At 65.9% G+C, this 24,871-nt stretch carries 27 protein-coding genes; 16 read left to right on the plus strand and 11 right to left on the minus strand.

The window, feature by feature from the left end; all coding sequences use genetic code 11:
- Positions 1-69: 69 nt before the first annotated feature.
- Positions 70-1,044, minus strand: coding sequence for a sensor histidine kinase (locus ACWIGM_RS28075; protein ID WP_454029257.1), 975 nt, complete (start codon positions 1,042-1,044; stop codon positions 70-72).
- Positions 1,045-1,249: 205 nt separating this feature from the next.
- Between ACWIGM_RS28075 and ACWIGM_RS28080 the strand changes: the two genes are divergently transcribed.
- The 9 genes from ACWIGM_RS28080 to ACWIGM_RS28120 all read left to right on the plus strand — a co-directional run bounded on the left by ACWIGM_RS28080 (position 1,250) and on the right by ACWIGM_RS28120 (position 10,024).
- Complete coding sequence (locus ACWIGM_RS28080; protein ID WP_454029258.1) at positions 1,250-2,053, plus strand: DeoR/GlpR family DNA-binding transcription regulator; 804 nt, start codon at positions 1,250-1,252, stop codon at positions 2,051-2,053.
- Positions 2,054-2,152: 99 nt separating this feature from the next.
- On the plus strand, positions 2,153-3,688 hold the full coding sequence (glpD, locus tag ACWIGM_RS28085) for a glycerol-3-phosphate dehydrogenase (protein WP_454029259.1): 1,536 nt from the start codon (positions 2,153-2,155) through the stop codon (positions 3,686-3,688).
- The gene (locus ACWIGM_RS28090) at positions 3,685-4,770 is read left to right on the plus strand and encodes an ABC transporter ATP-binding protein (RefSeq protein WP_454029260.1); all 1,086 of its coding nucleotides are present in this window, start codon (positions 3,685-3,687) and stop codon (positions 4,768-4,770) included. Before glpD ends, ACWIGM_RS28090 begins: the two co-directional genes overlap by 4 nt.
- A gap of 1 nt (position 4,771) precedes the next feature.
- The gene (locus ACWIGM_RS28095) at positions 4,772-5,866 is read left to right on the plus strand and encodes an ABC transporter ATP-binding protein (RefSeq protein WP_454029261.1); all 1,095 of its coding nucleotides are present in this window, start codon (positions 4,772-4,774) and stop codon (positions 5,864-5,866) included.
- A complete protein-coding gene (locus ACWIGM_RS28100; protein WP_377012682.1) occupies positions 5,863-6,762 on the plus strand; it encodes a carbohydrate ABC transporter permease in 900 nt (299 codons plus the stop codon). Before ACWIGM_RS28095 ends, ACWIGM_RS28100 begins: the two co-directional genes overlap by 4 nt.
- Complete coding sequence (locus ACWIGM_RS28105) at positions 6,762-7,559, plus strand: carbohydrate ABC transporter permease (RefSeq protein WP_454029262.1); 798 nt, start codon at positions 6,762-6,764, stop codon at positions 7,557-7,559. Before ACWIGM_RS28100 ends, ACWIGM_RS28105 begins: the two co-directional genes overlap by 1 nt.
- On the plus strand, positions 7,559-7,915 hold the full coding sequence (locus ACWIGM_RS28110; RefSeq protein WP_454029263.1) for a hypothetical protein: 357 nt from the start codon (positions 7,559-7,561) through the stop codon (positions 7,913-7,915). The genes ACWIGM_RS28105 and ACWIGM_RS28110 overlap by 1 nt, the downstream gene beginning before the upstream one ends.
- Positions 7,908-8,189, plus strand: a complete 282-nt coding sequence (locus tag ACWIGM_RS28115) for a DUF2160 domain-containing protein (protein ID WP_454029264.1) — start codon at positions 7,908-7,910, stop codon at positions 8,187-8,189. The genes ACWIGM_RS28110 and ACWIGM_RS28115 overlap by 8 nt, the downstream gene beginning before the upstream one ends.
- A 77-nt stretch (positions 8,190-8,266) precedes the next feature.
- Positions 8,267-10,024 (plus strand): ABC transporter substrate-binding protein, encoded by a 1,758-nt coding sequence (locus ACWIGM_RS28120; RefSeq protein ID WP_454029265.1) that lies wholly within the window; start codon positions 8,267-8,269, stop codon positions 10,022-10,024.
- A gap of 89 nt (positions 10,025-10,113) precedes the next feature.
- Here the strand turns inward: ACWIGM_RS28120 and ACWIGM_RS28125 are convergent, their stop codons facing one another.
- Both ACWIGM_RS28125 and ACWIGM_RS28130 read right to left on the minus strand, forming a co-directional pair.
- A complete protein-coding gene (locus ACWIGM_RS28125) occupies positions 10,114-10,518 on the minus strand; it encodes a VOC family protein (RefSeq protein WP_454029266.1) in 405 nt (134 codons plus the stop codon).
- A 66-nt stretch (positions 10,519-10,584) separates the two neighbouring features.
- Complete coding sequence (locus ACWIGM_RS28130) at positions 10,585-11,049, minus strand: MarR family winged helix-turn-helix transcriptional regulator (RefSeq protein WP_454029267.1); 465 nt, start codon at positions 11,047-11,049, stop codon at positions 10,585-10,587.
- 68 nt (positions 11,050-11,117) lie between these two features.
- Between ACWIGM_RS28130 and ACWIGM_RS28135 the strand changes: the two genes are divergently transcribed.
- Entirely contained in the window at positions 11,118-11,846 is a 729-nt protein-coding gene (locus ACWIGM_RS28135; protein WP_454029268.1) for a DUF899 domain-containing protein, read from the plus strand.
- A gap of 105 nt (positions 11,847-11,951) precedes the next feature.
- Here ACWIGM_RS28135 and ACWIGM_RS28140 read toward each other — a convergent pair whose 3' ends face one another.
- Positions 11,952-13,595: an acyl-CoA dehydrogenase family protein gene (locus ACWIGM_RS28140; protein WP_454029269.1), complete on the minus strand. Its 1,644-nt coding sequence runs from the start codon at positions 13,593-13,595 to the stop codon at positions 11,952-11,954.
- A 162-nt stretch (positions 13,596-13,757) separates the two neighbouring features.
- Positions 13,758-15,290 (minus strand): 4-hydroxyphenylacetate 3-hydroxylase family protein, encoded by a 1,533-nt coding sequence (locus tag ACWIGM_RS28145; protein ID WP_454029270.1) that lies wholly within the window; start codon positions 15,288-15,290, stop codon positions 13,758-13,760.
- 81 nt (positions 15,291-15,371) lie between these two features.
- Here ACWIGM_RS28145 and ACWIGM_RS28150 point away from each other — a divergent pair, with 81 nt between their 5' ends.
- The 5 genes from ACWIGM_RS28150 (at position 15,372) to ACWIGM_RS28170 (ending at position 18,670) form a co-directional block, all read left to right on the plus strand.
- Entirely contained in the window at positions 15,372-16,004 is a 633-nt protein-coding gene (locus ACWIGM_RS28150) for a TetR/AcrR family transcriptional regulator (RefSeq protein WP_454029271.1), read from the plus strand.
- A gap of 14 nt (positions 16,005-16,018) precedes the next feature.
- Positions 16,019-16,540, plus strand: coding sequence for a hydrolase (locus ACWIGM_RS28155; protein WP_454029272.1), 522 nt, complete (start codon positions 16,019-16,021; stop codon positions 16,538-16,540).
- Between the two features lie 8 nt (positions 16,541-16,548).
- On the plus strand, positions 16,549-17,184 hold the full coding sequence (locus ACWIGM_RS28160) for a 2-hydroxychromene-2-carboxylate isomerase (protein ID WP_454029273.1): 636 nt from the start codon (positions 16,549-16,551) through the stop codon (positions 17,182-17,184).
- Positions 17,185-17,294: 110 nt separating this feature from the next.
- Positions 17,295-18,302: a Vgb family protein gene (locus tag ACWIGM_RS28165; RefSeq protein WP_454029274.1), complete on the plus strand. Its 1,008-nt coding sequence runs from the start codon at positions 17,295-17,297 to the stop codon at positions 18,300-18,302.
- Positions 18,299-18,670, plus strand: coding sequence for a c-type cytochrome (locus ACWIGM_RS28170; RefSeq protein ID WP_454029275.1), 372 nt, complete (start codon positions 18,299-18,301; stop codon positions 18,668-18,670). Before ACWIGM_RS28165 ends, ACWIGM_RS28170 begins: the two co-directional genes overlap by 4 nt.
- Positions 18,671-18,677: 7 nt before the next feature.
- Here ACWIGM_RS28170 and ACWIGM_RS28175 read toward each other — a convergent pair whose 3' ends face one another.
- From ACWIGM_RS28175 to ACWIGM_RS28200, 6 genes are all read right to left on the minus strand, one after another.
- Complete coding sequence (locus ACWIGM_RS28175; protein WP_454029276.1) at positions 18,678-19,670, minus strand: branched-chain amino acid ABC transporter permease; 993 nt, start codon at positions 19,668-19,670, stop codon at positions 18,678-18,680.
- A 9-nt stretch (positions 19,671-19,679) separates the two neighbouring features.
- Positions 19,680-20,567: a branched-chain amino acid ABC transporter permease gene (locus ACWIGM_RS28180; protein ID WP_454029277.1), complete on the minus strand. Its 888-nt coding sequence runs from the start codon at positions 20,565-20,567 to the stop codon at positions 19,680-19,682.
- 77 nt (positions 20,568-20,644) lie between these two features.
- Positions 20,645-21,850: an ABC transporter substrate-binding protein gene (locus ACWIGM_RS28185; protein ID WP_454029278.1), complete on the minus strand. Its 1,206-nt coding sequence runs from the start codon at positions 21,848-21,850 to the stop codon at positions 20,645-20,647.
- Between the two features lie 55 nt (positions 21,851-21,905).
- Complete coding sequence (locus ACWIGM_RS28190; protein WP_454029279.1) at positions 21,906-22,652, minus strand: ABC transporter ATP-binding protein; 747 nt, start codon at positions 22,650-22,652, stop codon at positions 21,906-21,908.
- Positions 22,642-23,406 (minus strand): ABC transporter ATP-binding protein, encoded by a 765-nt coding sequence (locus ACWIGM_RS28195; protein ID WP_110492180.1) that lies wholly within the window; start codon positions 23,404-23,406, stop codon positions 22,642-22,644. The genes ACWIGM_RS28190 and ACWIGM_RS28195 overlap by 11 nt, the downstream gene beginning before the upstream one ends.
- Positions 23,407-23,576: 170 nt before the next feature.
- On the minus strand, positions 23,577-24,212 hold the full coding sequence (locus ACWIGM_RS28200; RefSeq protein ID WP_454029280.1) for a TetR/AcrR family transcriptional regulator: 636 nt from the start codon (positions 24,210-24,212) through the stop codon (positions 23,577-23,579).
- 196 nt (positions 24,213-24,408) lie between these two features.
- Here ACWIGM_RS28200 and ACWIGM_RS28205 point away from each other — a divergent pair, with 196 nt between their 5' ends.
- Positions 24,409-24,870 (plus strand): (2Fe-2S)-binding protein, encoded by a 462-nt coding sequence (locus ACWIGM_RS28205; RefSeq protein ID WP_454029281.1) that lies wholly within the window; start codon positions 24,409-24,411, stop codon positions 24,868-24,870.
- Position 24,871 lies beyond the last annotated feature (1 nt).

Here is a 24,871-nt window from a genome sequence, read left to right on the forward strand (position 1 = left end):
CCTCCTGCCGGAACCTGCCGGCAAGACTAGCCGGTTTCGCGCCGCCATACAGTGGCCGGATGTCGGCAGCTAGCCTTCCGCCAGCGCCACAGTCGGCGCGTCGAGGAGGAGCACGATGCCATCAGGCGCGAAATCGAGCTGCGCCGTGCCGCCGAGATAGCTGCCGAGCACCTTCTCGATCATCTGCGAGCCGAAGCCGCGCCGCTGCGGCGCTGTCACCGGCGGCCCGCCGCTTTCCTGCCAGCGGAAATGGAACTCGCCGCCCTGGTTGCTCCAGGAGACGTCGACATGGCCGCCATCCCGCGACAGTGCGCCGTATTTCACTGCATTGGTGCCGAGTTCGTGCAAAGCGAGCGCCATTGCCAGCGCGCATTTCGACGAGAGCGTCACCGAGGGGCCGTCGACGGCGAGGCGCTCGCCGGAGCGGTGCGGCGACAGCACGACCTCGACCAGTTGCCTGAGATCGGCGCCGTGGCGGCTCGCCATCATCAAGACGTCCTGCGCCGCCGCCAATGCCTGCAAACGGTCGGACAGGCGCCGTTTCACCATGTCGAGCGGCTCGTTGGAGCCGCGCAGCGACTGGTTGACGATGCCCGAAACCATGGCGAGCAGGTTCTTGATGCGATGGTTCAACTCGCCCGCCAGCAGGCGATAGCGCTCCTCGCCGGCATGCATCTGCGTGATGTCGCGCGAGACCGAGAGGATCGCCTCGGGCTTGCCGTCAGGCGCGAGGATGGGCGAGACCTGCACATCCCAATAGCGCGGATTGCCGGCGGCGGTGTTGGCTTGCCCCTGAAAACGGTAGCTGTGACCAGCCCGCGCCGCGACGAGCGCGGCCTCGACCTCGGCCTTCGCCGCCCCCTCCCAGAACTGCATCCACGGACAGCCGCGGATCGCCTCGAAATCCTGGACCTCCATCACACGCTGGCCGCCCTCGCTCATGAACTCCAGCGTGCCATCGAGGCCGATCACCTTGATGCAGTCGTCCGACGCCGCCAGTACGGCGCGCAGGAAGCGAGCATCCTTGTCGAGCTGTGTCGGCACAGGCGGGCCTTCGAGTCGGGAGTGAAGACGATACAGTTCGACCGCTAGCGCGTTGTCTGTCAAACGCGCATGTCTTTTGACAGGTCGCTTGTCGTCAGCCGCTCGACGGGCCCAAAGCATCGAAAATCATTAGCCGTCGAATTGTCTGAGGTTGACGCTGCAGGCCGGCGCGGTCAGCTTGGCGCCACGTCACGAGGAGCCCGACATGGAGAGCATCACGCCACGCCAGCGCGAGATCGTGGCGCTGGCCAGGGCACAGGGACGCGTCAATGTCGAGGAACTGGCAGCGCGCTACGAGGTCAGCGCCCAGACCATCCGCAAGGACCTGAACCAGCTTTGCGATCAACGCATCATGTCACGGGTGCATGGCGGGGCCGTGGTGGCGTCCGGCGTCGAGAACCTCGCCTATGAGGCGCGCCGCTTCATCGCCCGCGACGAGAAGGCGGCGATCGGCCGGGCCGCGGCGGAACTGATCCCGAACGACGCCTCGCTCTTCATCAATATCGGCACGACCACCGAGGAGGTGGCGCGCGCCCTGTCGGACCATCACGGGCTGCTGGTGATCACCAACAACCTGCATGTCGCGATGCTGCTCTACCCGCATCAGAACATCGAGGTGATCGTCGCCGGCGGGCCGGTCCGGCGCTCGGATGGCGGCGTGATCGGTGCCGCCGCCGTCGACCTGATCCGCCAGTTCAAGGTCGATTATGCGGTGATCGGTACCTCTGCCATCGACGAGGAGGGGGCGCTGCTCGATTTCGACTATCGCGAGGTTCGCGTCTCGCAGGCGATCATCGAGAACGCCAGGCAGTGCCTGCTCGTCGCCGACAGCACCAAGTTCGAGCGCTCCGCCCCAGTGCGCATCGGTCATCTGCGCGATGTCGACGTCTTCGTCACCGATCGGCTCGGCCCGCCGCCGCTGCGCGAGCTCTGCCGCAGCGAGGGCATCAAGGTAGTCGAAACCGAAACGCTGATCTCGCATGCTGCATACAGCCAAAACGAAACCTAGAATTTTCGCTTTCACTTTCGTTTTGCCATTGCGCGCAAAAAAACCACGCTCTACCGTGCGTTGAGAGGGCACCCACAGGGGCGCCCGCGGGAGGAATGCGTGACGGCTCCAGTGTTCGACATCGCCATCATCGGCGGCGGCGTGAACGGCTGCGGCATTGCGCGCGATGCGGCGGGGCGCGGAGCCTCGGTCGTGCTGTTCGAGCAATCAGACCTCGCCAGCGCCACCTCCTCGGCCTCGACCAAGCTGATTCATGGCGGGCTGCGCTATCTCGAGCATTACGAATTCCGGCTGGTGCGCGAGGCATTGACCGAGCGCGAAGTGATGTGGCGCGCCGCACCGCACATCATCCGGCCCCTGCGCTTCGTGCTGCCACATCATGCGGGCCTGCGGCCCTGGTGGATGCTGCGGCTCGGCCTCTTCCTCTACGACCATCTCGGCGGCCGGAAGCTCTTGCCGGCGACGCGCTCGCTCGACCTTCGGCGTGACGCGGCCGGCGAGCCGCTGCAGCCGCGTTTCGACCGCGCATTCGAATACTCCGATTGCTGGGTCGAGGATGCCCGCCTCGTCGTGCTCAACGCCCGCGATGCGGCTGAGCACGGCGCCAGGATCCTGCCGCGCACCAAGGTGATCGGTGCCCGCCGCCAGGGCGATCTCTGGGTGGTCGCGACCGAGGGGCCCGACGGCGTCCGGGCCGAGACCAGCGCGCGCGTGCTCGTCAACGCAGCCGGCCCCTGGGTTGCGGATGTGCTGAACGGCATCGTCGCCAGCAACCGCCCGGCCTCGGTGCGGCTGGTCCAGGGCAGCCATATCGTCGTGCCGCGCCTGTTCGAGCACGAGCGCTGCTACATCTTCCAGAACGCCGACGGCCGCATCATTTTCGCGATCCCCTATGAGGGCGACCTGACCCTGATCGGCACCACCGACAAGGACTATGACGGCGATCCGGCCAAGGTCGCCGCCAGCGAGGATGAGATCGCTTATCTCTGCGCCGCGGCGAGCGAATATTTCCGCAAGCCGATCAAGCGTGAGGACGTGGTCTGGACCTATTCTGGCGTGCGCCCGCTCTATGACGACGGCGCCAGCAAGGCGCAGGAAGCGACGCGCGACTATGTGCTGACGCTGGACGAGCCGGCCGGCTCGGCACCGCTGCTCTCGGTCTTCGGTGGCAAGATCACCACGGCGCGCCGGCTTGCCGAGGCGGCGGTCGAGAAGCTCTCTGCAGCCGTTCCGGCGTTGCGCGCGCCGTCCTGGACCGCCGCGGCGCATCTGCCCGGCGGCGATTTCCCGGTCGAGGGCTTCGAGGCACTGGTCGAGCGCATCTGCGCCGCCCGGCCCTGGCTTGAGCGCAAGCTGGCGCGCCGGCTCGCCCGCGCTTACGGAACCCGTGCGGAAACCCTGCTCGAAGGCGCCAAGGCGATGGCCGATCTCGGCCGCGTCTTCGGCGCCGATCTGACCGAGCGCGAGGTCGCCTGGCTGATGAACCAGGAATGGGCTGTGAGCGCCGAGGACGTGCTGTTCCGGCGCAGCAAGCTCGGCCTGCGCTTTTTGCCCGAGCAGCGCCGGGCGCTCGACGACTATATGGCCGCAAAGACCTCGCCACCCGCTTCCATCAGGATGGAGGCGCGCGGATGAGCCTGACGCTGGACAGTATCGGCCTGATGCGCGGCGCCGAGACCCTGCTCGCCGACATCTCGCTGACGCTGGAGAAGGGCTCGCTCAACGTGCTGCTCGGCGCCACGCTCGCCGGCAAGACCTCGCTGATGCGCCTGATGGCCGGGCTCGATGCACCCAGCAGCGGCAAGGTCCTGATCGAAGGCCGCGACGTCACCGGGCTGCCGGTGCAGAAGCGCAATGTCGCGATGGTCTACCAGCAGTTCATCAACTACCCGGCGCTGTCGGTCTACGAGAACATCGCCTCGCCGCTGCGCGTCGCCGGCCTGCCGGCGAGCGAGATCGAGACCCGGGTGAAGAGCGCCGCCGCATTGCTGCGGCTGGAGCCCTATCTCCAGCGCAAGCCGCTCGAGCTCTCTGGCGGTCAGCAGCAGCGCACCGCGATCGCCCGCGCGCTGGTGAAGCGGGCCGAACTCGTGCTGCTCGACGAGCCGCTCGCCAATCTCGACTACAAATTGCGCGAGGAGCTGCGCGAGGAATTGCCGCGCATCTTCGCCGAATCCGGCGCGATCTTCGTCTACGCCACCACCGAGCCGAGCGAGGCGCTGCTGCTCGGCGGCAATACCGCGACGCTGTTCCAGGGCAGGGTGACACAGTTCGGCCCGACCGCGCAGGTCTATCGCCAGCCCGATGACCTCGTCACCGCGCAGGTCTTCTCAGATCCGCCGCTCAATACGCTCTCAGGGGTCAAACAGGGTGGAGAGGTCAAGCTCTCCACCGGCCAGAGGATTCCTGCCACTGGCGCCTTCGCCAGCGTCCCCGATGGCGCCTACACGATCGGCTTCCGCGCCCATCATCTCGCGCTCGACGCGCTGCCGGCACCGGCGATCGAGCTGCCGGCGAACGTCTCCGTCTCCGAGATCACCGGCTCGGAATCCTATGTCCATCTCGATGTCGGCGAACATCGCCTGGTCGCGCTGGTGCCGGGCGTGCGCCGCCTGGAGCCAGGTGCCGCCGTTACGGCCTGGCTCGATCCCGCCCGCATCTTCCTGTTCGACGCTGCCGGCAGGCTGGCGGCGGCAGCTCCGGCAAAGGCGGCGTGAGATGGCCAGGATCACGCTCGACAAGTTGGCCCACTCCTACAAGAGCGACCCGCAGGGGCCGCAGGACTATGCCCTGCGCGAGGTCGACCATGTCTGGCGCCAGGGCGGCGCCTATGCGCTGCTCGGCCCGTCCGGCTGCGGCAAGACCACGCTGCTCAACATCATCTCCGGCCTGGTCGTGCCGACGCGCGGGCGCATTCTGTTCGACGACAAGGATGTGACGCAGTTGCCGACCGAGGCGCGCAACATCGCCCAGGTCTTCCAGTTCCCGGTCGTCTATGACACCATGACGGTGCGCGAGAACCTCGCCTTCCCCCTGAAGAACCGCGGCGTTCCGAAGGCGCAGATCGAGGCTCGCGTCGCCGAGATCGCCGGCCTGCTCGATCTGACCTCGGCGCTCGACCGCAAGGCGAGCCGGCTCGGCGCCGACGCCAAGCAGAAGATCTCGCTCGGGCGCGGGTTGGTCCGGCCCGACGTCGCCGCGATCCTGTTCGACGAGCCGCTAACCGTCATCGACCCGCATCTGAAATGGCAGTTGCGCTCGATGCTGAAGGAGCTGCACCGCAAGCTCGACCTCACCATGATCTACGTCACCCACGACCAGACGGAGGCGCTGACCTTCGCCGACACGGTGGTGGTGATGCATGATGGTGGGGTGGTGCAGACCGGCACGCCCGAGGAGCTGTTCCAGCACCCGGCGCACACCTTCGTCGGCCATTTCATCGGCTCGCCCGGCATGAACGTGCTGCCCTGCAAGGTCGAAGGCGCACAGGCGAGCCTCGCCGGGCAGGAGATCGCGCTGACCAGGCACTATCCGGCGCTCGCCGGCAAGATCGAGCTTGGCATCCGGCCGGAATATGCGACGCTCGCGCCGCGCGGTGCCGGCCTGCCGGTCAGGATCGCCAGGATCGACGATATCGGCCGCGCCCGCATCGCCCGTGTCGAGCTCGACGGCCTCAAGCTAGCCGCGAGCGTGCCGGAAGGCGCGAGCTTCGATGGCGATCAGGCCGCGCTCGCACTGCAGCCTGGCCAGATCCACATCTACAATGACGGTCATTTGGTGAAGGGTGAAGCGCTGCCGGGAGGCCAGCCATGAAGCCGGTCAACCAGAAGGCCTGGCTGCTTGTCCTGCCGGTGCTGCTGATCGTCGCCTTCTCGGCGGTGATCCCGCTGATGACGGTGGTGAACTATTCCGTCCAGGATTCCTTCGGCAACAACCAGTTCTTCTGGAACGGCGTCGGCTGGTTCGCCGAATTGCTCGACCCCAAGAGCGATCTCGGCTCGCGCTTCTACGACTCGCTCTGGCGCAATCTCGCCTTCTCCGCGATCATCCTGGCGATCGAGATCCCGCTCGGCATCCTGGTCGCGCTGTCGATGCCGCGCCAGGGCTGGACGGTTTCTGCCACGCTCGTCCTGATGGCGCTGCCGCTGCTGATCCCGTGGAACGTTGTCGGCACGATCTGGCAGATCTTCGCGCGCGGCGACATCGGCCTGTTCGGCGCGGCGGTGAACGGCCTCGGCATCCGCTACAACTACGTCTCCGACCCGGTCGCCGCCTGGTTCACCATCGTCGTGATGGATGTCTGGCACTGGACCTCGCTGGTCGCGCTGCTCTGCTATGCCGGCCTGAAGTCGATCCCCGACGCCTATTACCAGGCGGCGCGTATCGACGGCGCCTCGCGTTGGGCGGTGTTCCGCACCATCCAGCTGCCGAAGATGAACCGCGTGCTTTTGATCGCCGTGCTGCTGCGCTTCATGGACTCGTTCATGATCTATACCGAGCCTTTCGTCGTCACCGGCGGCGGCCCCGGCAATTCGACGACCTTCCTCTCGATCGAACTGGTGAAGTTGGCGCTGGGCCAGTTTGACCTCGGCAAGGCCGCGGCGCTCTCGATCGTCTACAACCTGATCATCCTCGCGGTCTGCTGGGTGTTCTACACGGTGATGACCACCGCCGATGCGCGGGCCGATTCCGAAGCGGGGAGGGGCTGATGCGCGGCGGCCGATTGATCCTTGCTCTCTACCTCATCGCGCTGATGTTGCCGATCTATTGGCTCGTCAACATGAGCTTCAAGACCAACACCGAGATCACCAATGCGCTGACGCTCTGGCCACGGACCTTCACATTCGACAACTACGCCAAGATCTTCACTGACCCGAGCTGGTACAACGGCTACATCAACTCGCTGCAATATGTGGCGTTGAATACGCTGCTCTCGCTCGCCTTCGCGCTGCCAGCGGCCTACGCGTTCTCGCGCTACCGCTTCCTCGGTGACAAGCACCTGTTCTTCTGGCTGCTCTCGAACCGGATGGCGCCGCCGGCGGTGTTCGCTTTGCCCTTCTTCAACCTCTATTCGGCGATCGGCCTGTTCGACACACCGCTCGCGGTCGCTCTCGCCCACTGCCTGTTCAACGTGCCATTGGCGGTCTGGATCCTCGAAGGCTTCATGTCCGGCGTGCCGCGCGAGATCGACGAGACCGCGGCGATCGACGGCTACTCATTCCCGCGCTTCTTCGTGAAGATCTTCATGCCGCTGATCGCGTCGGGCATCGGCGTCGCCGCCTTCTTCTGCTTCATGTTCTCCTGGGTCGAGCTCCTGCTGGCGCGCACGCTGACCAGCGTCAGCGCCAAGCCGATCGCCGCGACCATGACCAGAACGGTCTCGGCCGCCGGCATGGACTGGGGCGTGCTCGCCGCGGCGGGCGTGCTGACGCTGATCCCCGGCGCGCTCGTGATCTGGTTCGTCCGCAACTACATCGCCAAGGGCTTCGCCCTGGGGAGGGTGTGATGACGGGCGAAACCTTGAGCATCGCCGAAGTGAGGGAGTGGGCGAGCACTGTTTTTGACGCTCTCGAACGGCAAGGTGTGAGCAAGATCGACCTTCAGCACGATGAGCACTGGGGCGTATTTTTCGAGGATGCGTTCAATCTCGCCCGGCAACCTCAACTCATTGTCGGGTCGCTCGCCGATGACATGAAGGATCTGCAGCGCGAGATGATCGCATACAGATACGAAGAGCATGGCATGGTCATACCTCACGCCCTGCACCATCTCATCGGCATTATGAAGTATCTCGCGTTCATGGCGGGCGGTGAGACCGCCAATGCCTCTGACGTTGATGCTGGGGGGATTTCCCATGCCTGAACTCGCCTGGATGGCCTGGACCTGGCAGACCGGCGTCTTCTTCGCCGGCATCGCCAGCCTGCTCCTGATCCTGACGCTGCTCGCGGTGTTCCGGCCCGAGACCGAGCGGGTCGGCGTGCTCGGTATCGCCACCACCCGCGGCGACCGGCTCTTCATCTCGCTGCTCGGCAGCGCCTTCATTCACCTCGCCTGGCTCGGGATCGTCGGCCAGCCGCTGTGGTGGGCATCCGGCCTCGCGCTCCTCTATGCCGCAGCGGTGTTCCGCTTCGTCTGAAGAGCCAGGCCCAAGAACAAGAAACGACCGGCCCGGAAGAACGGGCGGCATTTCAAGGGAAACGTCGGAGGACAACGATGACGACGCTCAGCAAGACCCTTACCAGCCTTTCCGGTGCGAGCTTGTTCGCGCTGACGCTTGCTGCCGGACCGGCTCTCGCCGGCCCCGAAGAAGCGCGCAAATGGATCGACAGCGAGTTCCAGCCCTCGACGCTCTCCAAGGAGGAGCAGCAGAAGGAGATGGAATGGTTCATCAACGCGGCGAAGCCCTTCGCCGGCATGGAGATCAACATCGTCTCGGAGACGATCACCACGCATGAATACGAGGCCAAGACCCTGGCCAAGGCCTTCAGCGAGATTACCGGCATCAAGCTGACGCACGACCTGATCCAGGAAGGCGACGTGGTCGAGAAGATCCAGACGCAGATGCAGTCCGGCAAGAACATCTACGACGGCTGGATCAACGATTCCGACCTGATCGGCACGCATTTCCGCTACAAGCAGGCGACCAACCTGACCGATTGGATGGCCGGGCCGGGCAAGGACGTCACCAATCCCAGCCTCGACATCGACGACTTCATCGGCAAGTCCTTCGGCACCGGGCCGGACGGCAAGCTCTACCAGCTCCCCGTCCAGCAGTTCGCGAACCTCTACTGGTTCCGCTACGACTGGTTCCAGCGCGCCGATCTGAAGGAGAAGTTCAAGGCCAAATACGGCTACGATCTCGGCGTGCCCGTGAACTGGTCGGCCTATGAGGACATCGCCGAGTTCTTCACCAACGACGTCAAGGAGATCGACGGCACCAAGGTCTTCGGCCATATGGACTATGGCAAGAAGGATCCCTCGCTCGGCTGGCGCTTCACCGACGCCTGGCTCTCCATGGCCGGCAATGGTGACAAGGGCATCCCGAACGGCCTGCCGGTCGACGAATGGGGCATCCGCATGGAGGGCTGCCGCCCGGTCGGCTCCTCGGTCGAGCGCGGCGGCGACACCAACGGTCCGGCGGCGGTCTACTCGATCGTCAAATATGTCGACTGGCTGAAGAAATATGCCCCGCCGCAAGCGCAAGGCATGACCTTCGGCGAGTCCGGCCCGGTGCCGGCGCAGGGCACGATCGCCCAGCAGATCTTCTGGTACACCGCCTTCACCGCCGACATGGTCAAGCCCGGCCTGCCGGTGATGAGCTCCGACGGCAAGCCGAAATGGCGGATGGCGCCCTCGCCCAAGGGTGCCTACTGGAAGGACGGCATGAAGCTCGGCTACCAGGACGCCGGCTCGGCGACCCTGCTGAACTCGACCCCGGTCGAGCGCCGCAAGGCGGCCTGGCTCTACCTCCAGTTCATCGTCTCCAAGACGGTCAGCCTGAAGAAGAGCCATGTCGGCCTGACCTTCATCCGCGAGAGCGACATCTGGGACAAGAGCTTCACCGAGCGCGCCCCGCAGCTCGGCGGGCTGATCGAGTTCTACCGCTCGCCGGCGCGCGTGCAGTGGACCCCGACCGGCAACAATGTCCCGGACTATCCGCGCCTCGCCCAGCTCTGGTGGCAGAACATCGGCGACGCCTCCTCCGGCGCCAAGACCCCGCAGGCGGCGATGGATGCCCTCGCGGCGGCGCAGGACTCGGTGATGGAGCGCCTGGAACGCTCCGGCGTGCAGGGCGATTGCGGGCCGAAGCTCAATCCGCGCACCACGGCGGAAGAGTGGTTCGCCAAGGCCGAGAAGGCCGGCACGCTGGCGCCGCAGCGCAAGCTCACGAACGAGAAGCCGAAAGGCGAGACGATCGACTACGACACGCTGATCAAGAGCTGGCCAGCGTCTCCGCCCAAGCGCGGCTGAGCCCCCTCCTCCCGGCTCAACAGCGCGAAAGGGGCGCGGCAGCAATGCCGCGCCCCCGATTTTTTGGGCCACTGTCAACCGGCCGGCGGCTACGACTGCACGGCCGCAGGGTCCATCCACATCACGCCCCAGGCGTGGCCGTCGAGGTCCAGGAAGCTGTGGTCGTACATGAAGCCGTAATCCTTCGGCTCGTCGGTGGTCGTCCCGCCGGCGGCGAGCGCCGCTGCGACGATCGCATCGACTGCCTCGCGGCTGTCGCGCGAGAGCGTGAGCAGGACCTGCAGCGCCTGGCTGGTGTCGGCGATCGGCTTCGGCGAAAAGTTCAGGAACTTCTCATGGGTCAGCAGCATCACGAAGATGGTGTCGCTGATCACCATGCAGGCGGCGGTGTCGTCGGTGAATTGCGGGTTGAACGAGAAGCCGAGCGCCGCGAAGAAGGCCTTCGACTTGTCGAGGTCCTTCACCGGCAGGTTGACGAAGATCATCTGGGGCATTGCGTGCTCCTGGGGTCGGATCATCTGTGGGAAGGCCGGCAACTGGGCCGGGACGATATGGCAGGGCTATGACACGGCCTGCAGCGCCTGCCTGAGCCTGGCCGGTTCGAAATCGCCGAGGCGGGCATCGACCGCATCATGCGTTCGCTGCCAGATCGGCAGGGCGCGCGCGAGCAGGGCAACTCCCTCCGGCGTAATTGCCAGAAGCCGGCTGCGGCGGTCCTTCTCGCCGGCGGTCACGACGACGAGGCCGCGGCGCTCCAGCGGCTTCAGCGCCGCGGTCAGCGTGGTTCGGTCCATGCCGAGCAGGCTGGCGACCGGGCCGATCGGCGGCGGTTCCGGCCGGTTCAGCGACATCAGGAGGGAGAATTGCTGATTGGTCAGGTCGACCGGGCGCAGTGCCTCGTCGAACAATCGCGCCAGCGAGCGTGCCGCGCGCTGGACGTGCAGGCACAGGCAATGGTCGCGCACATGCAGCGTCGTGGCGAAGGGGACGAGGGATTCGATGGGTGCTTCCGGTGATTTTGACATCGTTCAGATATGTTGATATCAACGCACTCAATCTAGGCTGGGTAGCTGGATGCTGCAAGGAGGCGATGATGGAGCATCAGGTGGTTTCCCGTTCCGACTGGCTGGATGCGCGCAAGGCCCTGCTCGCCCGCGAGAAGGAGTTCACCCGTTTGCGTGACGAGATCAATGCCGAGCGGCTGGCCTTGCCCTGGGTCAAGATCGACAAGGATTACGTGTTCGACACGCCCGCAGGGAAGAACACGCTGGCCGAGCTGTTCGACGGCCGCAGCCAGCTGGTCGTCTACCATTTCATGTTCGGGCCGGACTGGGAGGCGGGCTGCCCCGGCTGCTCTTTCATGGCCGACCATCTCGGCGGCACGCTGGCGCATCTCAACAACCACGACGTCACGCTGGTGATGGTCTCGCGGGCGCCGCTCGCCAAGATCGAGGCCTACAAGGCGCGCATGGGCTGGAGCGTGCCCTGGGTCTCGTCCTTCGGCAGCGAGTTCAACTTCGACTACCAGGTTTCGTTCACCAAGGAGGAGTTGGCTGAGGGCGCGGTGCTCTACAATTTCACGCGCACGCCGTCCGAGCAGGCTCATGACGAATTGCCCGGTCTCAGCTCCTTCATCCGCAACGAGGCAGGCGAGGTCTTCCACACCTATTCGGGCTATGCCCGCGGCGAGGAGATGCTGGCGACGCTGATGATCCTCGATCGCGCGCCCAAGGGCCGCAACGAGAGTTCGACGCTGAGCTTCGTCAAGCGCCACGACGAATACGAGGACAAGCCGAAGGCTCACGCCTGCTGCGCCGCCTGAGCGCGCAGCGAGCCAGACCACGCGCATAGGGTCGGTGGGATGCCCGCTTCCGCAAGGGACTGGGCTTGGGGCGCGTGTTTTTTCAAGGTCGCGCAGGGCTGAGGCTCACCCCTGCGCGACAGTTGCCCGCTGCACGATCCCCGCCAGTTCCGGCGCGGGATCGAGCGTTCCGAAGACATAGCCCCAATCGGCATCGAGCCGCGAGCGGCAGAAGCTCTCGAACACCGCCTCGTCGGCATGTTTCCTGAGCTCGGAGGCCTGCAGCGCATAGGCCATCAGATTGGCGAGCCGGCGGCCATGGCCGTCGTCATTGCGTGGCTTCACCGCCTCGTCGCCGAGGCGGTGAAGCCAGCGGTCGAGGGCCCGGTTGGCGCCGCGCGCCTGGCCGACCTCGTTCATGAATACCTCCTTGGTGCGCGGGTCACGGTTGAAGGCGCGCAGCACATCCATGCACATCATGTTCGAGGTGCCCTCCCAGATCGCGTTGAGCGGCGCCTCGCGATAGAGCCGCGCCATCGGGTTCTCCTCGATGAAGCCGTTGCCGCCATGGCATTCCAGGGCCTCGACGACGAAGGCGGCGGCGCGCTTGCAGTTCCAGAACTTCGCCAGCGGGGTGGTGACGCGGGCGAGATGACGCTCCTGCTCTGAGCTTTCCATCGCATCGGTCGCTGTGGCGACCCGGAAGGCCATCAGCGTTGAGGCTTCCGAGTCGATCGCAAGATCGGCGAGGATATTGGTCATCATCGGCTGCTCGGCGAGCTTCGAGCCGAAGCCCCGGCGCGACTGGGTGTGGTTGAGCGCCAGCGTCAGCGCTTGGCGCATCAAACCGGCCGAGCCGACGGCGAAATCGAGCCGGGTGAGGTGGGCGTGGCTGAGGATCTCCTTGATGCCGGCGCCCTCCTCGCCGACGAGCCAGCCCAGGCATTCGCGGAACTCGACCTCCGAGGAGGCATTGGAGCGGTTGCCGGCCTTGTCCTTGAGGCGTTGGATCTGCAGCCGGTTGCGGCTGCCATCGGGCAGGAAACCCGGGCAGAACAGGCAGGAGACGCCGCTCTCGGTCCGCGCCAGGGTGAAGAACCCGTCCGATTGCGGCACCGAGAAGAACCATTTGTGGCCGGTGATCAGGTAGACCCGGCCCTCGGGCGTATCCTCGAGGAAACGCGCCGTGGTCTGGGTCTGGCGCAGATCGGAGCCGCCCTGCTTCTCGGTCATCGCATAGCCGATGCTGGCGCCCTGCTTCTGCGCCACCGGCAGCGGGCGCTTGTCATAACGGCCCGAAGTGATCTTCTGCCGCCAGAGCGCGAACTCCGGCTGAGCGAGGCCGGGGAAGGCGGCATAGGTCATGCCGGTCGGACATCCTGTCCCGTGCTCGATCTGGTTCCAGAGATAGGACAGCACGGCGCGGCCGAGATGGCCGTTCTGCTCTGTCGTCGTCCAGGCGAGCGAAGGCACTTCATGGGCGAAGGCGAGCGACATCAACTCGTGCCAGGCCGGATGAAACTCGATCCAATCGATGCGATTGCCGTAGCGGTCGTGGCTCCGGAGTTCGGGCCCATGGCGATTGGCGAGGCGGGCGAGTTCCTGCACCTCGGCATCACCGGCCTGGGCACCCAATGCGGCCGCCTTTTCCACGACCCAGGGCGCGCCGCGCGCCACGACACCTTGCAGCACCGTATCGCCGGAGAAGGCGTTCCAGCCGGTGGCGGGCCGGGCCTGGTTGAGGACCTGATGGGTGGCGTGAGCGGTCATGAAACTCTCTCCGTCATTCCGGGACATCGCGCAGCGATGGGCCCGGAACCCAGAACCGCTGTCGTTCAAACATAAAGCCCTCGCCGTCGCGCATGATCTCAAACCGCATCGGTTCTGGGTTCCGGGCTCGCGCCTGCGGCGCGCCCCGGAAAGACAGCGACGCTATTCCGCTGCCTCTTGTGTCGACGCGCGCTCAGGCACCTCGCAGCCGGTGAGACAGCAGCGGCCGGGCTGCTTCGACACGCGCGAGCCGTCGGCGAGGACGCCGCGATCGAGCAGGCTCTCGACCAGCGCGACCTTCTCCATCACCGGGTAATTCCGCCAGATCTCGCGCTTCATCGCCTCGGGCGAGCCGCCGCCATGCAGCGAGATCACCGAATACCAGCCGGCTTCCTTGGACACCGTGAGGTCCTCGATGAAGCGAGCGACCTCGGCGCGCTGCTCATAAGGGATGTCCGGCCGTCCGGTGAGCACGGCGGAGAGCGAGGCCGAAGTCTCGGGATTGTGGTCCTCGTCCGGGCCGGGGAGGGCGACGACGAGGCCGCCGGAGACGTAATGGGCGATGCGGTGCATATCGTAGATCTTGGTAGCGAGCAGCAGCTTGCCGATATTGGCGAAAACTGCGTCCGGCATCGCCACGCTCGAGGCGTCCTTGCTGCAATAGACGGAGGCCGCGACGCCGCAGGCGAAGAAGCTCTCGGTGATGGTGATGAGCTCGACGAGCTGCTCGCGGACATGGGAATGCCGGTCGGCGTCGAGGCCGTTGGCGTGGATCATCAGCGCGCCGGCGCCGATCAGCAGGTCGCCGAAGCCGGCCCGGGCGGCGATACAACTATGGCGGTGATGGGTTGCGTAGCTGGTGGTGAGATAGCCGGCCTCCTCGGCCTCGCCGGCCATGAACACACGGCTCCAGGGCACGAAGACGTCGTCGAACATCACCGCGCCGGTCGACTGGCCGTACTTCGCCGAGAATTTCGCGGCGGGATCGCCCGGCCGCCCGGCCGGGCGCGCGACGATGGTGATCCCTTCCGCATCGCAGGGCACGGCGCAGCAGACGGCGAAATCCTCGTCGCCCTCGACATGAGTGCGGCAGGGCATCACCAGGAATTCGTGGACGTAAGGCGCGCCGGTGACGATCGCCTTGGTGCCGCGGATGACGATACCGTCCTTCCGGCGCTCCTTGATGTGAACATAGGAATCGCGATTGGCCTGCAGGCCCGGCCGCAGCGAGCGGTCGCCCTTGGCGTCGGTCATGGCGACGCCGCAGGTCAGGTCCTCGTCCTGGATGCGGTGCATATAAGCGAGGAAGCGCTGAGTGTAGTCGGTGCCGTGATTGGCGTCGGCCCTGACCGTCGCCTGCAGGATGCCGTTGAAGGCATCATGCGTCAGATAGCGCTGGGCACAGCCGGAGATCTTGCAGACCAGGCGAACCGCTTCGAGCTTGGCGAGCAGGTCGCTGGACGAAGCATCGATATGGAGCATGCGGTTGACGGTGTTGCCGGACGAGCCCTGCACCGCCGTCATGATCGGCCGGTGGGCCTCGTCATGGGCGAGGTCGTAGGTGACGCCGATGCCGTTGATGCCCGGTAGCAGCAGTCGCTCGTCGGCGACGCTTTCGACGCGCTGCCCGCCAACAAAGACACGCGGCCGGTAGGCGCGCAGCGATTCACGATAGCCAGCTGCGTCCATCAACATGCTAGCCTCCTCCCGAACGATGATTGCCGTTAAAATTGAACGACGTTAGATTTTCGTCAAGAGGGTTGGAGGCGTTCCAGGGTGAGCGAGGAAGCAGTCAGCCGAAAACGTGGTCGCTATGCCGCGACTGACGGGAAGCGCGAGGGTATCCTCGTCGCGGCGCGCACCGTGTTCGAGCGCGAGGGGCTGGATGGCGCTTCGCTGCGGGCGATCGCCGCAGAGGCCGGTTACACGCCGGCGGCGCTCTATTTCCATTTCGACTCGAAGGAAGCGCTCTATGCCGAGGTGCTCGGCCACTCGATCGCCGCGCTGCAGGCAGCGGTCGATCTCGCAGTCGCTGCCGCGGCCACGCCGGTGGAGCGCTTTTCTGCTGCCGCACTCGCCTTTTTCGATTTTTATGCCCAGAATCCGCGCGATCTCGATCTCGGCTTCTATCTGTTCCGTGGCGGCATGCGCCCGCACGGCCTCGGCCGCGAGCGCGACAGGGCACTGAACGATGCGCTGGAGGCGACGCTGGCGCCGATCCGCGAGGCGGCGGAGGAACTCGGCGCCGATGCCGCGCAGGCCGAGCTGATCATGGCAGACGCCTTCGCCCATGCTTCCGGCGTGCTGCTGCTGGCGCATACGCGGCGCATCCGCATGTTCGGCGCGTCGGCGCGCATGCTGGTGGAACGCCATGTCGAAACCGAGCTCGACCGGCTCCTGCGGAGGTGATGCGGATGCATCTGATGAACGCCAAGCGGTCCCGCCTCGTCATCATCGATTTCCAGGCCCGATTGATGCCGGCGATCCATGACGGGCCACGCCTTGTCGCCAATGCCGGCAGGCTGGTCGCGGCGGCGAAGCTCCTCGACGTCCCGATCGTGATGACCGAGCAGAACCCGGCCGGGCTCGGCGCAACAGTGCCGGAGCTGACTGACGCTGCGCCCGCGATCGCCAAGATGAGCTTCGATTCCTGCGGTGCGCCGGCCTTCATCGACGCCATCGCCGGCGACGACGACCTCATCCTCTGCGGTTGCGAGGCGCATGTCTGCGTCGGCCAGACCGCGCTCTCGCTGCTGGAGAACAAGCGCCGCGTCTTCGTGGTGCAGGACGCCGTCGGCTCGCGTGCGCCGGAGAGCAAGGAGGTGAGCTTGCGCCGGCTGGAGCGGCACGGCGCCGAGATCGTCACCACCGAGATGGTGGTGTTCGAATGGCTGCGCACGGCCGAGCACCCGCAGTTCCGCGCCGCCGCCAAGCTGATCAAGTGAGCCTGCCTATGCCTCAGCCCGCCCTCTGGTATTTCGACATCATCTCACCCTTTGCGCACCTCGCGCTGACGCGACTCGACGCGATCCGGGAGTATCGGCCGGTGATGCTGAAGCCGATCGTCTTCGGCGCGGTGCTGAAGGCCTGGGGCCAGCTCGGACCGGCCGAGATCGCGCCGAAGCGCGTCCACACCTACAGGCTCGCCACGCATATGGCGCAGGCGATGGGCGTGCCCTTCCGCTTTCCGCCGGCCCATCCCTTCAACCCGCTCGCCATGCTGCGCCTCCTGACTGCGCTCGACGGCAACGAGGCGGCGGTCACAAGCGCCTTCCGCCTGGTCTGGGGCGAGGGGCGCGATGCCAATGATCCGCAGGTCCTGCAGCAGGTCGCCGATGCCGCCGGCCGCCCCGATGCGCTGGCGCTGATCGGCGCGCAGGAGGTCAAGGATCGTCTGCGCCAGGCGACAGAAGAGGCCGTCGCCGCCGGGGTCTTCGGCGTGCCGAGTCTCGTCGTCGATGGCGAGGTCTTCTGGGGCGCCGACGCGATGATGATGGCGCACGACTACCTTGCCGATCCCGCGGCATTCCGCAGCGGCGAGATGGCGCGCGTTTCGACCTTGCCCGAAGGCATCCAGCGGCAGCGTTAGCGCGAGAGGAGGGAACCACCCGGCCGCAGCCACAGTTTCACGATGTTGTCGGTTTACGCCTGACCTAGATCGGCAGATCATCCGCCGGCCGACAACGAAAGGAGACGCCGATGCTGCGCCGTTCGTTCCTGAAATTCGGCCTTGCCGGCCTCGCCGCGCCGAATCTGATCCTGCGCAGCGCCGAGGCGACCGGGCAGCCGCAACCCGGCAATCCGTTCATCGTCACCTATTTCGAGGTGCCGGAGATCAAGGGCTCGCGCGACGTCACCGATGCCGGCGACGGCACGATCTGGGTCTGCGGCCAGCGCAACGGCGTGCTCGGCCGCTTCGATCCACGCACCAGGCAGACCAAGGTGATCCCGCTCGGCGATGGCGCTGCCCCGCACGGCGTGGTGCGCGGACCTGACGGCGCGGCCTGGGTGACCGAAGGTGGCCAGAACGCCATCGCCCGCGTCGACGACAAGACCCACAAGGTCGAGCTGTTCAAGCTGCCGGAGGGGCGCGAGCGCGCCAACCTCAACACACCGGTCTTCGACAAGGCGGGCATGCTCTGGTTTACCGGCCAGAACGGCATTGTCGGCCGCCTCGAGCCCAAGTCGGGCAAGATGGACATCTTCGACGCACCGCGCGGCGCCGGTCCCTACGGCATGACGCGGACGCCCTCGGGTGAGATCTGGTTCGCCTCGCTCGCCGGCAACTACATCGCCAGGATCAACACCCAGAGCGGCGCCTTCACCGTGGTCGACCCGCCGACGGAAGGGCAGGGCGCACGCCGGGTCTGGTCGGATTCGAAGAACCGGATCTGGGTCAGCGAGTGGAACTCCGGACAGGTCTCGTCCTTCGACACCGAGAGCGGCAGCTGGAAGGGCTGGAAGCTGCCCGGCCACAAGCCGCGGACCTATTCGGTCTATGTCGATGATGCCGACAAGGTCTGGCTCACCGATTTCGCCCTCAACAGCATCGTCCGCTTCGACCCCCTCACCGAGGAGTTCAACAGCTTCCCGAGCGACAAGCCCGGCGCCAATGTCCGCCAGATGGATGGGCGCAGCGGCGAGGCCTGGGGCGGCGAGAGCGGCACCAACCGGCTGGTGCGCATCCAGACGGTGAAGCCGGCGTGAGGGCGGCCCTCGCGGCGCTCGCCGCACTCGGGCTTGTAACAACCGAAGCGGCCTGGGCGCAGGAGCAGGCGGGGGCGGCCGTGTTCAAGGCCTGCCAGTCCTGTCACAGCCTCGACCCCACCAAGGTGGGAATGGCCGGACCGCATCTGGCCAATCTCAGCGGGCGTATGCTCGGCTCAGCCGATGGCTTCGATTATTCGCCGGCGTTCAAGGCTGCAAAGGCGCAAGAGCTCATCTGGGATCGCGAGCGGCTGCTCGGCTATCTCGCCGATCCCGATGCGGTGGTGCAAGGCGGCTGGATGAGCCCGCCCGCCGGCCTGAGCGCAGCGGACCGGGTGGCTGTGGTGGATTATCTGCTCGGCCGGTAGCCGCCTCTCAGAGCGGCTTCTTGATCCATTTGGCGATCAGGCCGAGGATGCCTTCGCGGAAGAGCAGGACGCAGATCACGAAGACGACGCCCTGCACCACCGTGACCCAGGCGCCGAGTGTCGCCAGGAAATTCTGCATGGAGACGATGACGATTGCGCCGACGATCGGGCCGAAGACGGTGCCGAGTCCGCCGACCAGCGTCATCAGCACGACCTCGCCCGACATCGACCAGTGCACGTCGGTGAGGGAGGCCAGCTGGAAGACGATCGCCTTGGTCGCGCCGGCGAGCCCCGCCAGCCCGGCCGAGAGCACGAAGACGGCGAGCTTGTACTGGCTGGCACGGTAGCCGAGCGAGATCGCGCGCGGCTCGTTGTCGCGGATCGCCTTGCAGACCTGGCCGAAGGGCGAGTGGATGATGCGGTAGATCAGCAGCAGCCCGCCGAAGAAAATCGCGGCGACGAGCCAGTAGAGCGCGCGATCATCGGCGAGGCTGACGAGGCCGAGGAGCTTGCCGCGCGGCACCGCCTGGATGCCGTCCTCGCCGCCGGTGAAGCGCGGCGTCTGCAGCGAGAAGAAGAACGCCATCTGCGCCAGCGCCAGGGTGATCATGGCGAAATAGATGCCCTGGCGGCGGATCGCGAGCGCACCGAAGGCGAGGCCGAGCAGGGCGGCGATCCCCGTGCCGGCGAGGATGGCGAGCTCCGGCGTCAGTCCCCAGTGCTTGGCGGTGTAGGCGCTGACATAGCTCGCCATGCCGAAATAGGCGGCGTGTCCGAAGGACAGGAGCCCGCCGTAACCGAGCAGAAGATTGAAGGCGAGCGCGAACAGCGCAAAGCACAGAACCTTCATGACGAAGACGGGATAGGCGACGAAGGGGGCGATCACGAGCGCGACCGCGATGCCGATCATCAGGTTGCGGTGCAAGCGCGCGGTGCTGTCGTCGGTCTCGCCGATGGAGAGGCCGGCGGCGGAAGCGTCGGTGGAAGCGATGTCTGCCATCTCAATTCCTCACGCAGCGCGGCCGAACAGGCCGGCCGGCTTCACCAGAAGCACGAGCGCCATGATGATGAAGATCACGGTCGCCGAGGCTTCCGGGTAGAACACCTTGGTCAGGCCCTCGACCAGGCCGAGTGAAAAGCCGGTGACGATCGCGCCCATGATCGAGCCCATGCCGCCGATGACGACGACGGCGAAGACGACGATGATCAGGTCGGCGCCCATGTTCGGGTTGACCGAGTAGATCGGCGCCGCCAGCACGCCGGCAAAGGCGGCGAGCGCGACGCCGAAACCATAGGTCAGCGTCACCAGGAGCGGCACGTTGATGCCGAAGGCCTGGGTCAGGGTCGGGTTCTCGGTCGCGGCGCGCAAATAGGAGCCGAGCTTGGTCTTCTCGATCATGAACCAGGTGGCGAGGCAGACGATCAGCGAGGCGATGACGACCCAGCCGCGATAGGTCGGCAGGAACATGAAACCGAGATTGTAGCCGCCGCGCAGTTCGGCCGGGATCTGGTAGGGCAGGCCGGAGGAGCCGTATTGGTTGCGGAACAGGCCCTGGATGATCAGCGCCAGGCCGAAGGTCAGCAGCAGCCCGTAGAGATGGTCGACATGGGCGATGCGTTTGAGCAGGAATCGCTCGATCACCACGCCGGTGAAGCCGACCGCGATCGGCGCCAGCAGCAGCGCCGCCCAGTAGTTGATGCCGAGATAGTTGAGGCACATCCAGGCGACGAACGCGCCCATCATGTACTGGGCGCCATGGGTGAAGTTGATGATGTTGAGCAGGCCGAAGATCACCGCCAGGCCGAGGCTCAGGATCGCATAGAACGAGCCGTTGATCAGGCCGAGCAGAAGCTGGCCGAACAGGGCTTGTGGAGGGACACCCAGGAGCTCGAACATGCGATCGACCGTTCTAAGTAAGCTGGTCCGGGGCCGTTTGCGGCCCCGGAGCGACGTGTTGGGACAGGCTCAGCCGGTCACTTCTTGACGAGCGGGCACTCGCTCTCGGCGAGCGGCTTGAAGGCCTCGTCGGCCTTGAGCACCGCGATCTGCTTGTAATAGTCCCACGGGCCCTTCGACTCCGACGGCTTCTTGACCTCGAACAGATACATGTCGTGCATCTTGCGGCCGTCGGCCCGGACGGAGCCCTTGCCGAACAGCGGGTCGTCGGTCGGCAGTTCCTTCATCTTGGCCATGACGGCAGCCGAATCCTTGCTCTTGGCCGCCTCGACCGCCTTCAGATAGTGCAGCATGCCGGAGTAGACGCCGGCCTGGACCATGGAGGGCTTCTTGCCGCCATTGAGCTTGGCGAAGCGCTCGGACCAGGCGCGGGTCTGGTCGTTCATGTCCCAGTAGAAGGACTCGGTCAGCACGAGCCCCTGAGCCGTCTGCAGGCCCAGCGCATGCACGTCCGTGGCGAAGACCAGCAGGCCGGCCAGCTTCTGGCCGCCGGCGACGATGCCGAACTCGCCCGCCTGCTTGATCGAGTTGATGGTGTCGCCACCGGCATTGGCGAGGCCGATGACCTTGGCCTTCGACGCCTGCGCCTGCAGCAGGAAGGACGAGAAGTCCGTGCCGGGGAACGGCGTGCGGACGGCACCAAGCACCTTGCCGCCGGCCTTGGTCACCACGGCCGAGGTATCGCGTTCGAGCGCATGGCCGAAGGCGTAGTCCGCGGTGAGGAAGAACCAGCTGTCGCCGCCGGCCTTGGTCATGGCGCCGCCGGTGCCCTGCGCCAGCGCGTAGGTGTCATAGGTCCAGTGGACGGTGTTCGGCGAGCAGGCCTTGCCGGTCAGGTCCGAGGAGGCCGCGCCGGAATTGATGTGGACCTTGTTCTTCTCGCGGGTGATCTGGTTGACCGCCAGCGCGACCGAGGAGGTCGGCACGTCGAGGATCAGGTCGACGCCGTCCTGATCGTACCATTGCCGGGCGATGGTCGAGCCGACGTCCGGCTTGTTCTGGTGGTCGGCCGAGACGATCTCGACCTTGATGCCCTTCTCGGCCGCCTTGAAGTCCTCGACCGCCAGGCGCGCGGCGATCACCGAGCCTTCACCCGAAAGGTCGGCATAAAGGCCGGAGCGATCGTTGAGCACACCGGCCTTGACCGAGATCTGCTGCGCCAGCGCCGGCGAAACCATCAGCGCGCCCAGCGCCGTGGCCGCGAGCAATGTCTTGAGCTGCATGTTCTCTCTCCCTGAGATGTCTGATGTCCGTACGGTTCTTGTTGGACGCCCTGCGTCAGACTCCGAGATAGGTGTGGAGCTTGTCGATATTGGCGTCGAGTTCGGCATTCGGGATCATGTCGACGACCTTGCCCTGCTCGACGACATAGTGGCGGTCGGCCACCGTCTGGGCGAAGCGGAAGTTCTGCTCGACCAGGACGATGGTGAAGCCCTTCTGCTTGAGCATGCGGATGGTCGCGCCGATCTGGTCGATGATGACAGGCGCAAGGCCTTCGGTCGGCTCGTCGAGCAGGAGCAGGTTGGCGCCGGTACGCAGGATGCGGCCGATCGCCAGCATCTGCTGCTCGCCGCCCGAGAGCTTGGTGCCCTGGCTCTTCAGCCGCTCCTTGAGATTGGGGAAGAGCGTGAAGATCTGCTCGACCGGGAGCCCACCGGGCTTCACCTGCGGCGGCAGCATCAGGTTCTCCTCGACCGAGAGGGTCGAGTAGATGCCGCGCTCCTCCGGCACATAGCCGATGCCGAGCCGGGCAATCGCGCGCGAGGGCAGCGAGATCGTCTCCTGCCCGGCGAAGCTGACCGAGCCCTTGCGCTTGCCGATCACACCCATGATCGACTTCAGCGTCGTGGTCTTGCCGGCGCCGTTGCGGCCGAGCAGCGTCACAACCTCGCCCTCGCCGACATCGAGCTCGATGCCATGCAGGACATGGCTTTCGCCATACCAGGCCTCGAGCCCGCGCACCGCCAGCAGCGGCTTGCCGCCGGCCGCCATGGCCGGGCGCTCCAGCACGGCTTCAGTGGCCATGGCCGACTCCCGATCCGATATAGGCTTCGACCACGCGTGGATCCTTCGAGACGGTGGCATAGTCGCCCTCGGCCAGGACCTGGCCGCGGGCGAGCACGGTAATACGGTCGCAGAGCGAGGCGACGACCGAGAGATTGTGCTCGACCATCAGGATGGTGCGGTCCTTCGAGACCTTGCGGATCAGGGCCTCGATGCGCTCGATGTCCTCGCGGCCCATGCCGGCCATCGGCTCGTCGAGCAGCAGCATCTCGGGTTCGAGCGCGAGCGTGGTCGCGATCTCCAGCGCGCGCTTGCGGCCATAGGAAAGCTCGCCCGCCGGCAGGTCGGCGAAGGCCGACAGGCCGACGGCGTCGACGAGCCGCAGCGCCTCGGCATCGAGCGAGGACAGGACCCTTTCCGAACGCCAGAAATCGAACGAGTCGCCACGCTTCCTCTGCAGCGCGACGCGGACATTGGTCTTGACCGAGAGCTGCGGGAACACCGCCGAGATCTGGAACGAGCGCACCAGCCCGAGCCTGGCGATCTCGGCCGGCTTCTCGCGCGAGATATCGCGGCCGTTGTAGACGATCTGGCCTCGCGTCAGCGGCAGGAACTTGGTCAGCAGATTAAAGCAGGTCGTCTTGCCTGCACCGTTCGGGCCGATCAGCGCATGGATCGACCCGCGCCTGACCTTCAGGTCGACGCCATTGACGGCTGTAAAGCCAGCGAATTCTTTCGTGAGGCCTGAGGTCGATAGAATAATATCCTCAGACATCCGCCCTTAACCTTAGTCATTGCTGGATTGTTCGTTTCCCCGGGCGGCATGCTGCACCGCGCATATCGCCCATGTCAACGGCGCGGGTGTGCGCAAAAGCCCATGCTGGGCAAGCGAAGCTCTCGCTTCTAGACGAAAGACTTACACAGAAAGGCCAAACTCAATCGCGCTCAGGCTCGAAGCGGCGCATCCCTGGCCACCGCAGCTGCAAAGACCGCGGCGATCTCGCGCAGGCGAAGCAGATAATCCTCGCAGGACGGCTGCTCGCCGTATTTGGCGCCGGCGGCGGCGCGCATCATCGTCGCGATCAGCGTGTCCAGCGGAAGGCCGCTGCGCTCAATCGCAATCTCGCCCTGCGCAGCAGCCTCTTCGAACAGCTGGCGGGCGAACCCGACGAAGATCGCCTCGAACGCAGCGAGTTCCGCCCCCGCGATCGCAACCATCACCGCCTTGAGCTCGCCGAGATGCTCGCCGGCGCTGAAGGCGCTGAAGGCAGTGCCGTGATGGGCCGCCATGAGCGCGGCGAGCCGCTGCGCGAACGGGCCGGGCCCTGCCAGCGCCTCGCGGCAACGTGTCTCGACTTGGCTGCCGAGGCCGGCGAGCATGGCCCGGAAGACGTCGTCCTTGCCTTTGAAATGGAGGTAGAGCGTGGCGCGGGCGACCCCGGCCTCGCGCGCGATGTCGTCCATCGAGGTGCGTTTGTAGCCATAGCGGGCGAAGAGGCGCAGTGCCGCCTCCGCGATCTGCTCGATGCGGCCCTTGCCGTCCTCGCTGGACGCTACGGAACTTTCGCTGCGGTCGCTCATTTGCAGTCTTGACAGAATCCAAACTGTCGGCGACCATTCTAGTTAGACGCAAATCGTCTAACTCGTCTAGTCGCGCGACCCAAGACGACGGATCACCGCCCGCCTTCTGATATGTCAGAACGGGCCTGCGAGCGAGCCTCGATCCGGCTGCCATGGTGCCGCGCTGCGTCATGACCAGCGATCTCGCGAGGCAGCCATGGTCCACTCGATCAATATCAACGGCACGACGCATCGCGTCGACGTCGACGACGACACCCCACTGCTCTGGGTCCTGCGCGACAATCTCGGACTGACCGGCACCAAGTTCGGCTGCGGCGTCGCGCAATGCGGCGCCTGCACCGTCTACATGGACGGCCAGCCGCTGCGCTCCTGCTCCATGCCGGTGTCGGGTATCGGGGACGCGAAGATCACCACGATCGAGGCGCTCGCCGGCAAGGAAGCGCAGGCCGTGCAGGCGGCCTGGGTCAAGCACGACGTGCCGCAATGCGGCTATTGCCAGTCCGGCCAGGTGATGAGCGCGATCGCGCTGCTCAAAGAGATCCGCAAGCCGACCGATCGCGACATCGACCTCGCGATGAACGGCAATCTCTGCCGCTGCGCGACTTATGTCCGCATCCGCGCTGCGATCCACGACGCCGCGCGCACGCTGGAGGGCTGAT

The organism is Allobosea sp. NPDC055332, from assembly GCF_053645455.1.

Bases quoted from the DNA above. Each gene is read 5' to 3' on its own strand.
- ACWIGM_RS28080 (WP_454029258.1), top strand. From the start codon at position 1,250: ATGGAGAGCATCACGCCACGCCAGCGCGAGATCGTGGCGCTGGCCAGG.
- ACWIGM_RS28090 (WP_454029260.1), top strand. From the start codon at position 3,685: ATGAGCCTGACGCTGGACAGTATCGGCCTGATGCGCGGCGCCGAGACC.
- ACWIGM_RS28095 (WP_454029261.1), top strand. From the start codon at position 4,772: ATGGCCAGGATCACGCTCGACAAGTTGGCCCACTCCTACAAGAGCGAC.
- ACWIGM_RS28100 (WP_377012682.1), top strand. From the start codon at position 5,863: ATGAAGCCGGTCAACCAGAAGGCCTGGCTGCTTGTCCTGCCGGTGCTG.
- ACWIGM_RS28105 (WP_454029262.1), top strand. From the start codon at position 6,762: ATGCGCGGCGGCCGATTGATCCTTGCTCTCTACCTCATCGCGCTGATG.
- ACWIGM_RS28110 (WP_454029263.1), top strand. From the start codon at position 7,559: ATGACGGGCGAAACCTTGAGCATCGCCGAAGTGAGGGAGTGGGCGAGC.
- ACWIGM_RS28115 (WP_454029264.1), top strand. From the start codon at position 7,908: ATGCCTGAACTCGCCTGGATGGCCTGGACCTGGCAGACCGGCGTCTTC.
- ACWIGM_RS28120 (WP_454029265.1), top strand. From the start codon at position 8,267: ATGACGACGCTCAGCAAGACCCTTACCAGCCTTTCCGGTGCGAGCTTG.
- ACWIGM_RS28125 (WP_454029266.1), bottom strand. From the start codon at position 10,518: ATGCCCCAGATGATCTTCGTCAACCTGCCGGTGAAGGACCTCGACAAG.
- ACWIGM_RS28130 (WP_454029267.1), bottom strand. From the start codon at position 11,049: ATGTCAAAATCACCGGAAGCACCCATCGAATCCCTCGTCCCCTTCGCC.
- ACWIGM_RS28135 (WP_454029268.1), top strand. From the start codon at position 11,118: ATGGAGCATCAGGTGGTTTCCCGTTCCGACTGGCTGGATGCGCGCAAG.
- ACWIGM_RS28140 (WP_454029269.1), bottom strand. From the start codon at position 13,595: ATGACCGCTCACGCCACCCATCAGGTCCTCAACCAGGCCCGGCCCGCC.
- ACWIGM_RS28145 (WP_454029270.1), bottom strand. From the start codon at position 15,290: ATGTTGATGGACGCAGCTGGCTATCGTGAATCGCTGCGCGCCTACCGG.
- ACWIGM_RS28155 (WP_454029272.1), top strand. From the start codon at position 16,019: ATGAACGCCAAGCGGTCCCGCCTCGTCATCATCGATTTCCAGGCCCGA.
- ACWIGM_RS28160 (WP_454029273.1), top strand. From the start codon at position 16,549: ATGCCTCAGCCCGCCCTCTGGTATTTCGACATCATCTCACCCTTTGCG.
- ACWIGM_RS28165 (WP_454029274.1), top strand. From the start codon at position 17,295: ATGCTGCGCCGTTCGTTCCTGAAATTCGGCCTTGCCGGCCTCGCCGCG.
- ACWIGM_RS28175 (WP_454029276.1), bottom strand. From the start codon at position 19,670: ATGGCAGACATCGCTTCCACCGACGCTTCCGCCGCCGGCCTCTCCATC.
- ACWIGM_RS28180 (WP_454029277.1), bottom strand. From the start codon at position 20,567: ATGTTCGAGCTCCTGGGTGTCCCTCCACAAGCCCTGTTCGGCCAGCTT.
- ACWIGM_RS28185 (WP_454029278.1), bottom strand. From the start codon at position 21,850: ATGCAGCTCAAGACATTGCTCGCGGCCACGGCGCTGGGCGCGCTGATG.
- ACWIGM_RS28190 (WP_454029279.1), bottom strand. From the start codon at position 22,652: ATGGCCACTGAAGCCGTGCTGGAGCGCCCGGCCATGGCGGCCGGCGGC.
- ACWIGM_RS28195 (WP_110492180.1), bottom strand. From the start codon at position 23,406: ATGTCTGAGGATATTATTCTATCGACCTCAGGCCTCACGAAAGAATTC.
- ACWIGM_RS28200 (WP_454029280.1), bottom strand. From the start codon at position 24,212: ATGAGCGACCGCAGCGAAAGTTCCGTAGCGTCCAGCGAGGACGGCAAG.
- ACWIGM_RS28205 (WP_454029281.1), top strand. From the start codon at position 24,409: ATGGTCCACTCGATCAATATCAACGGCACGACGCATCGCGTCGACGTC.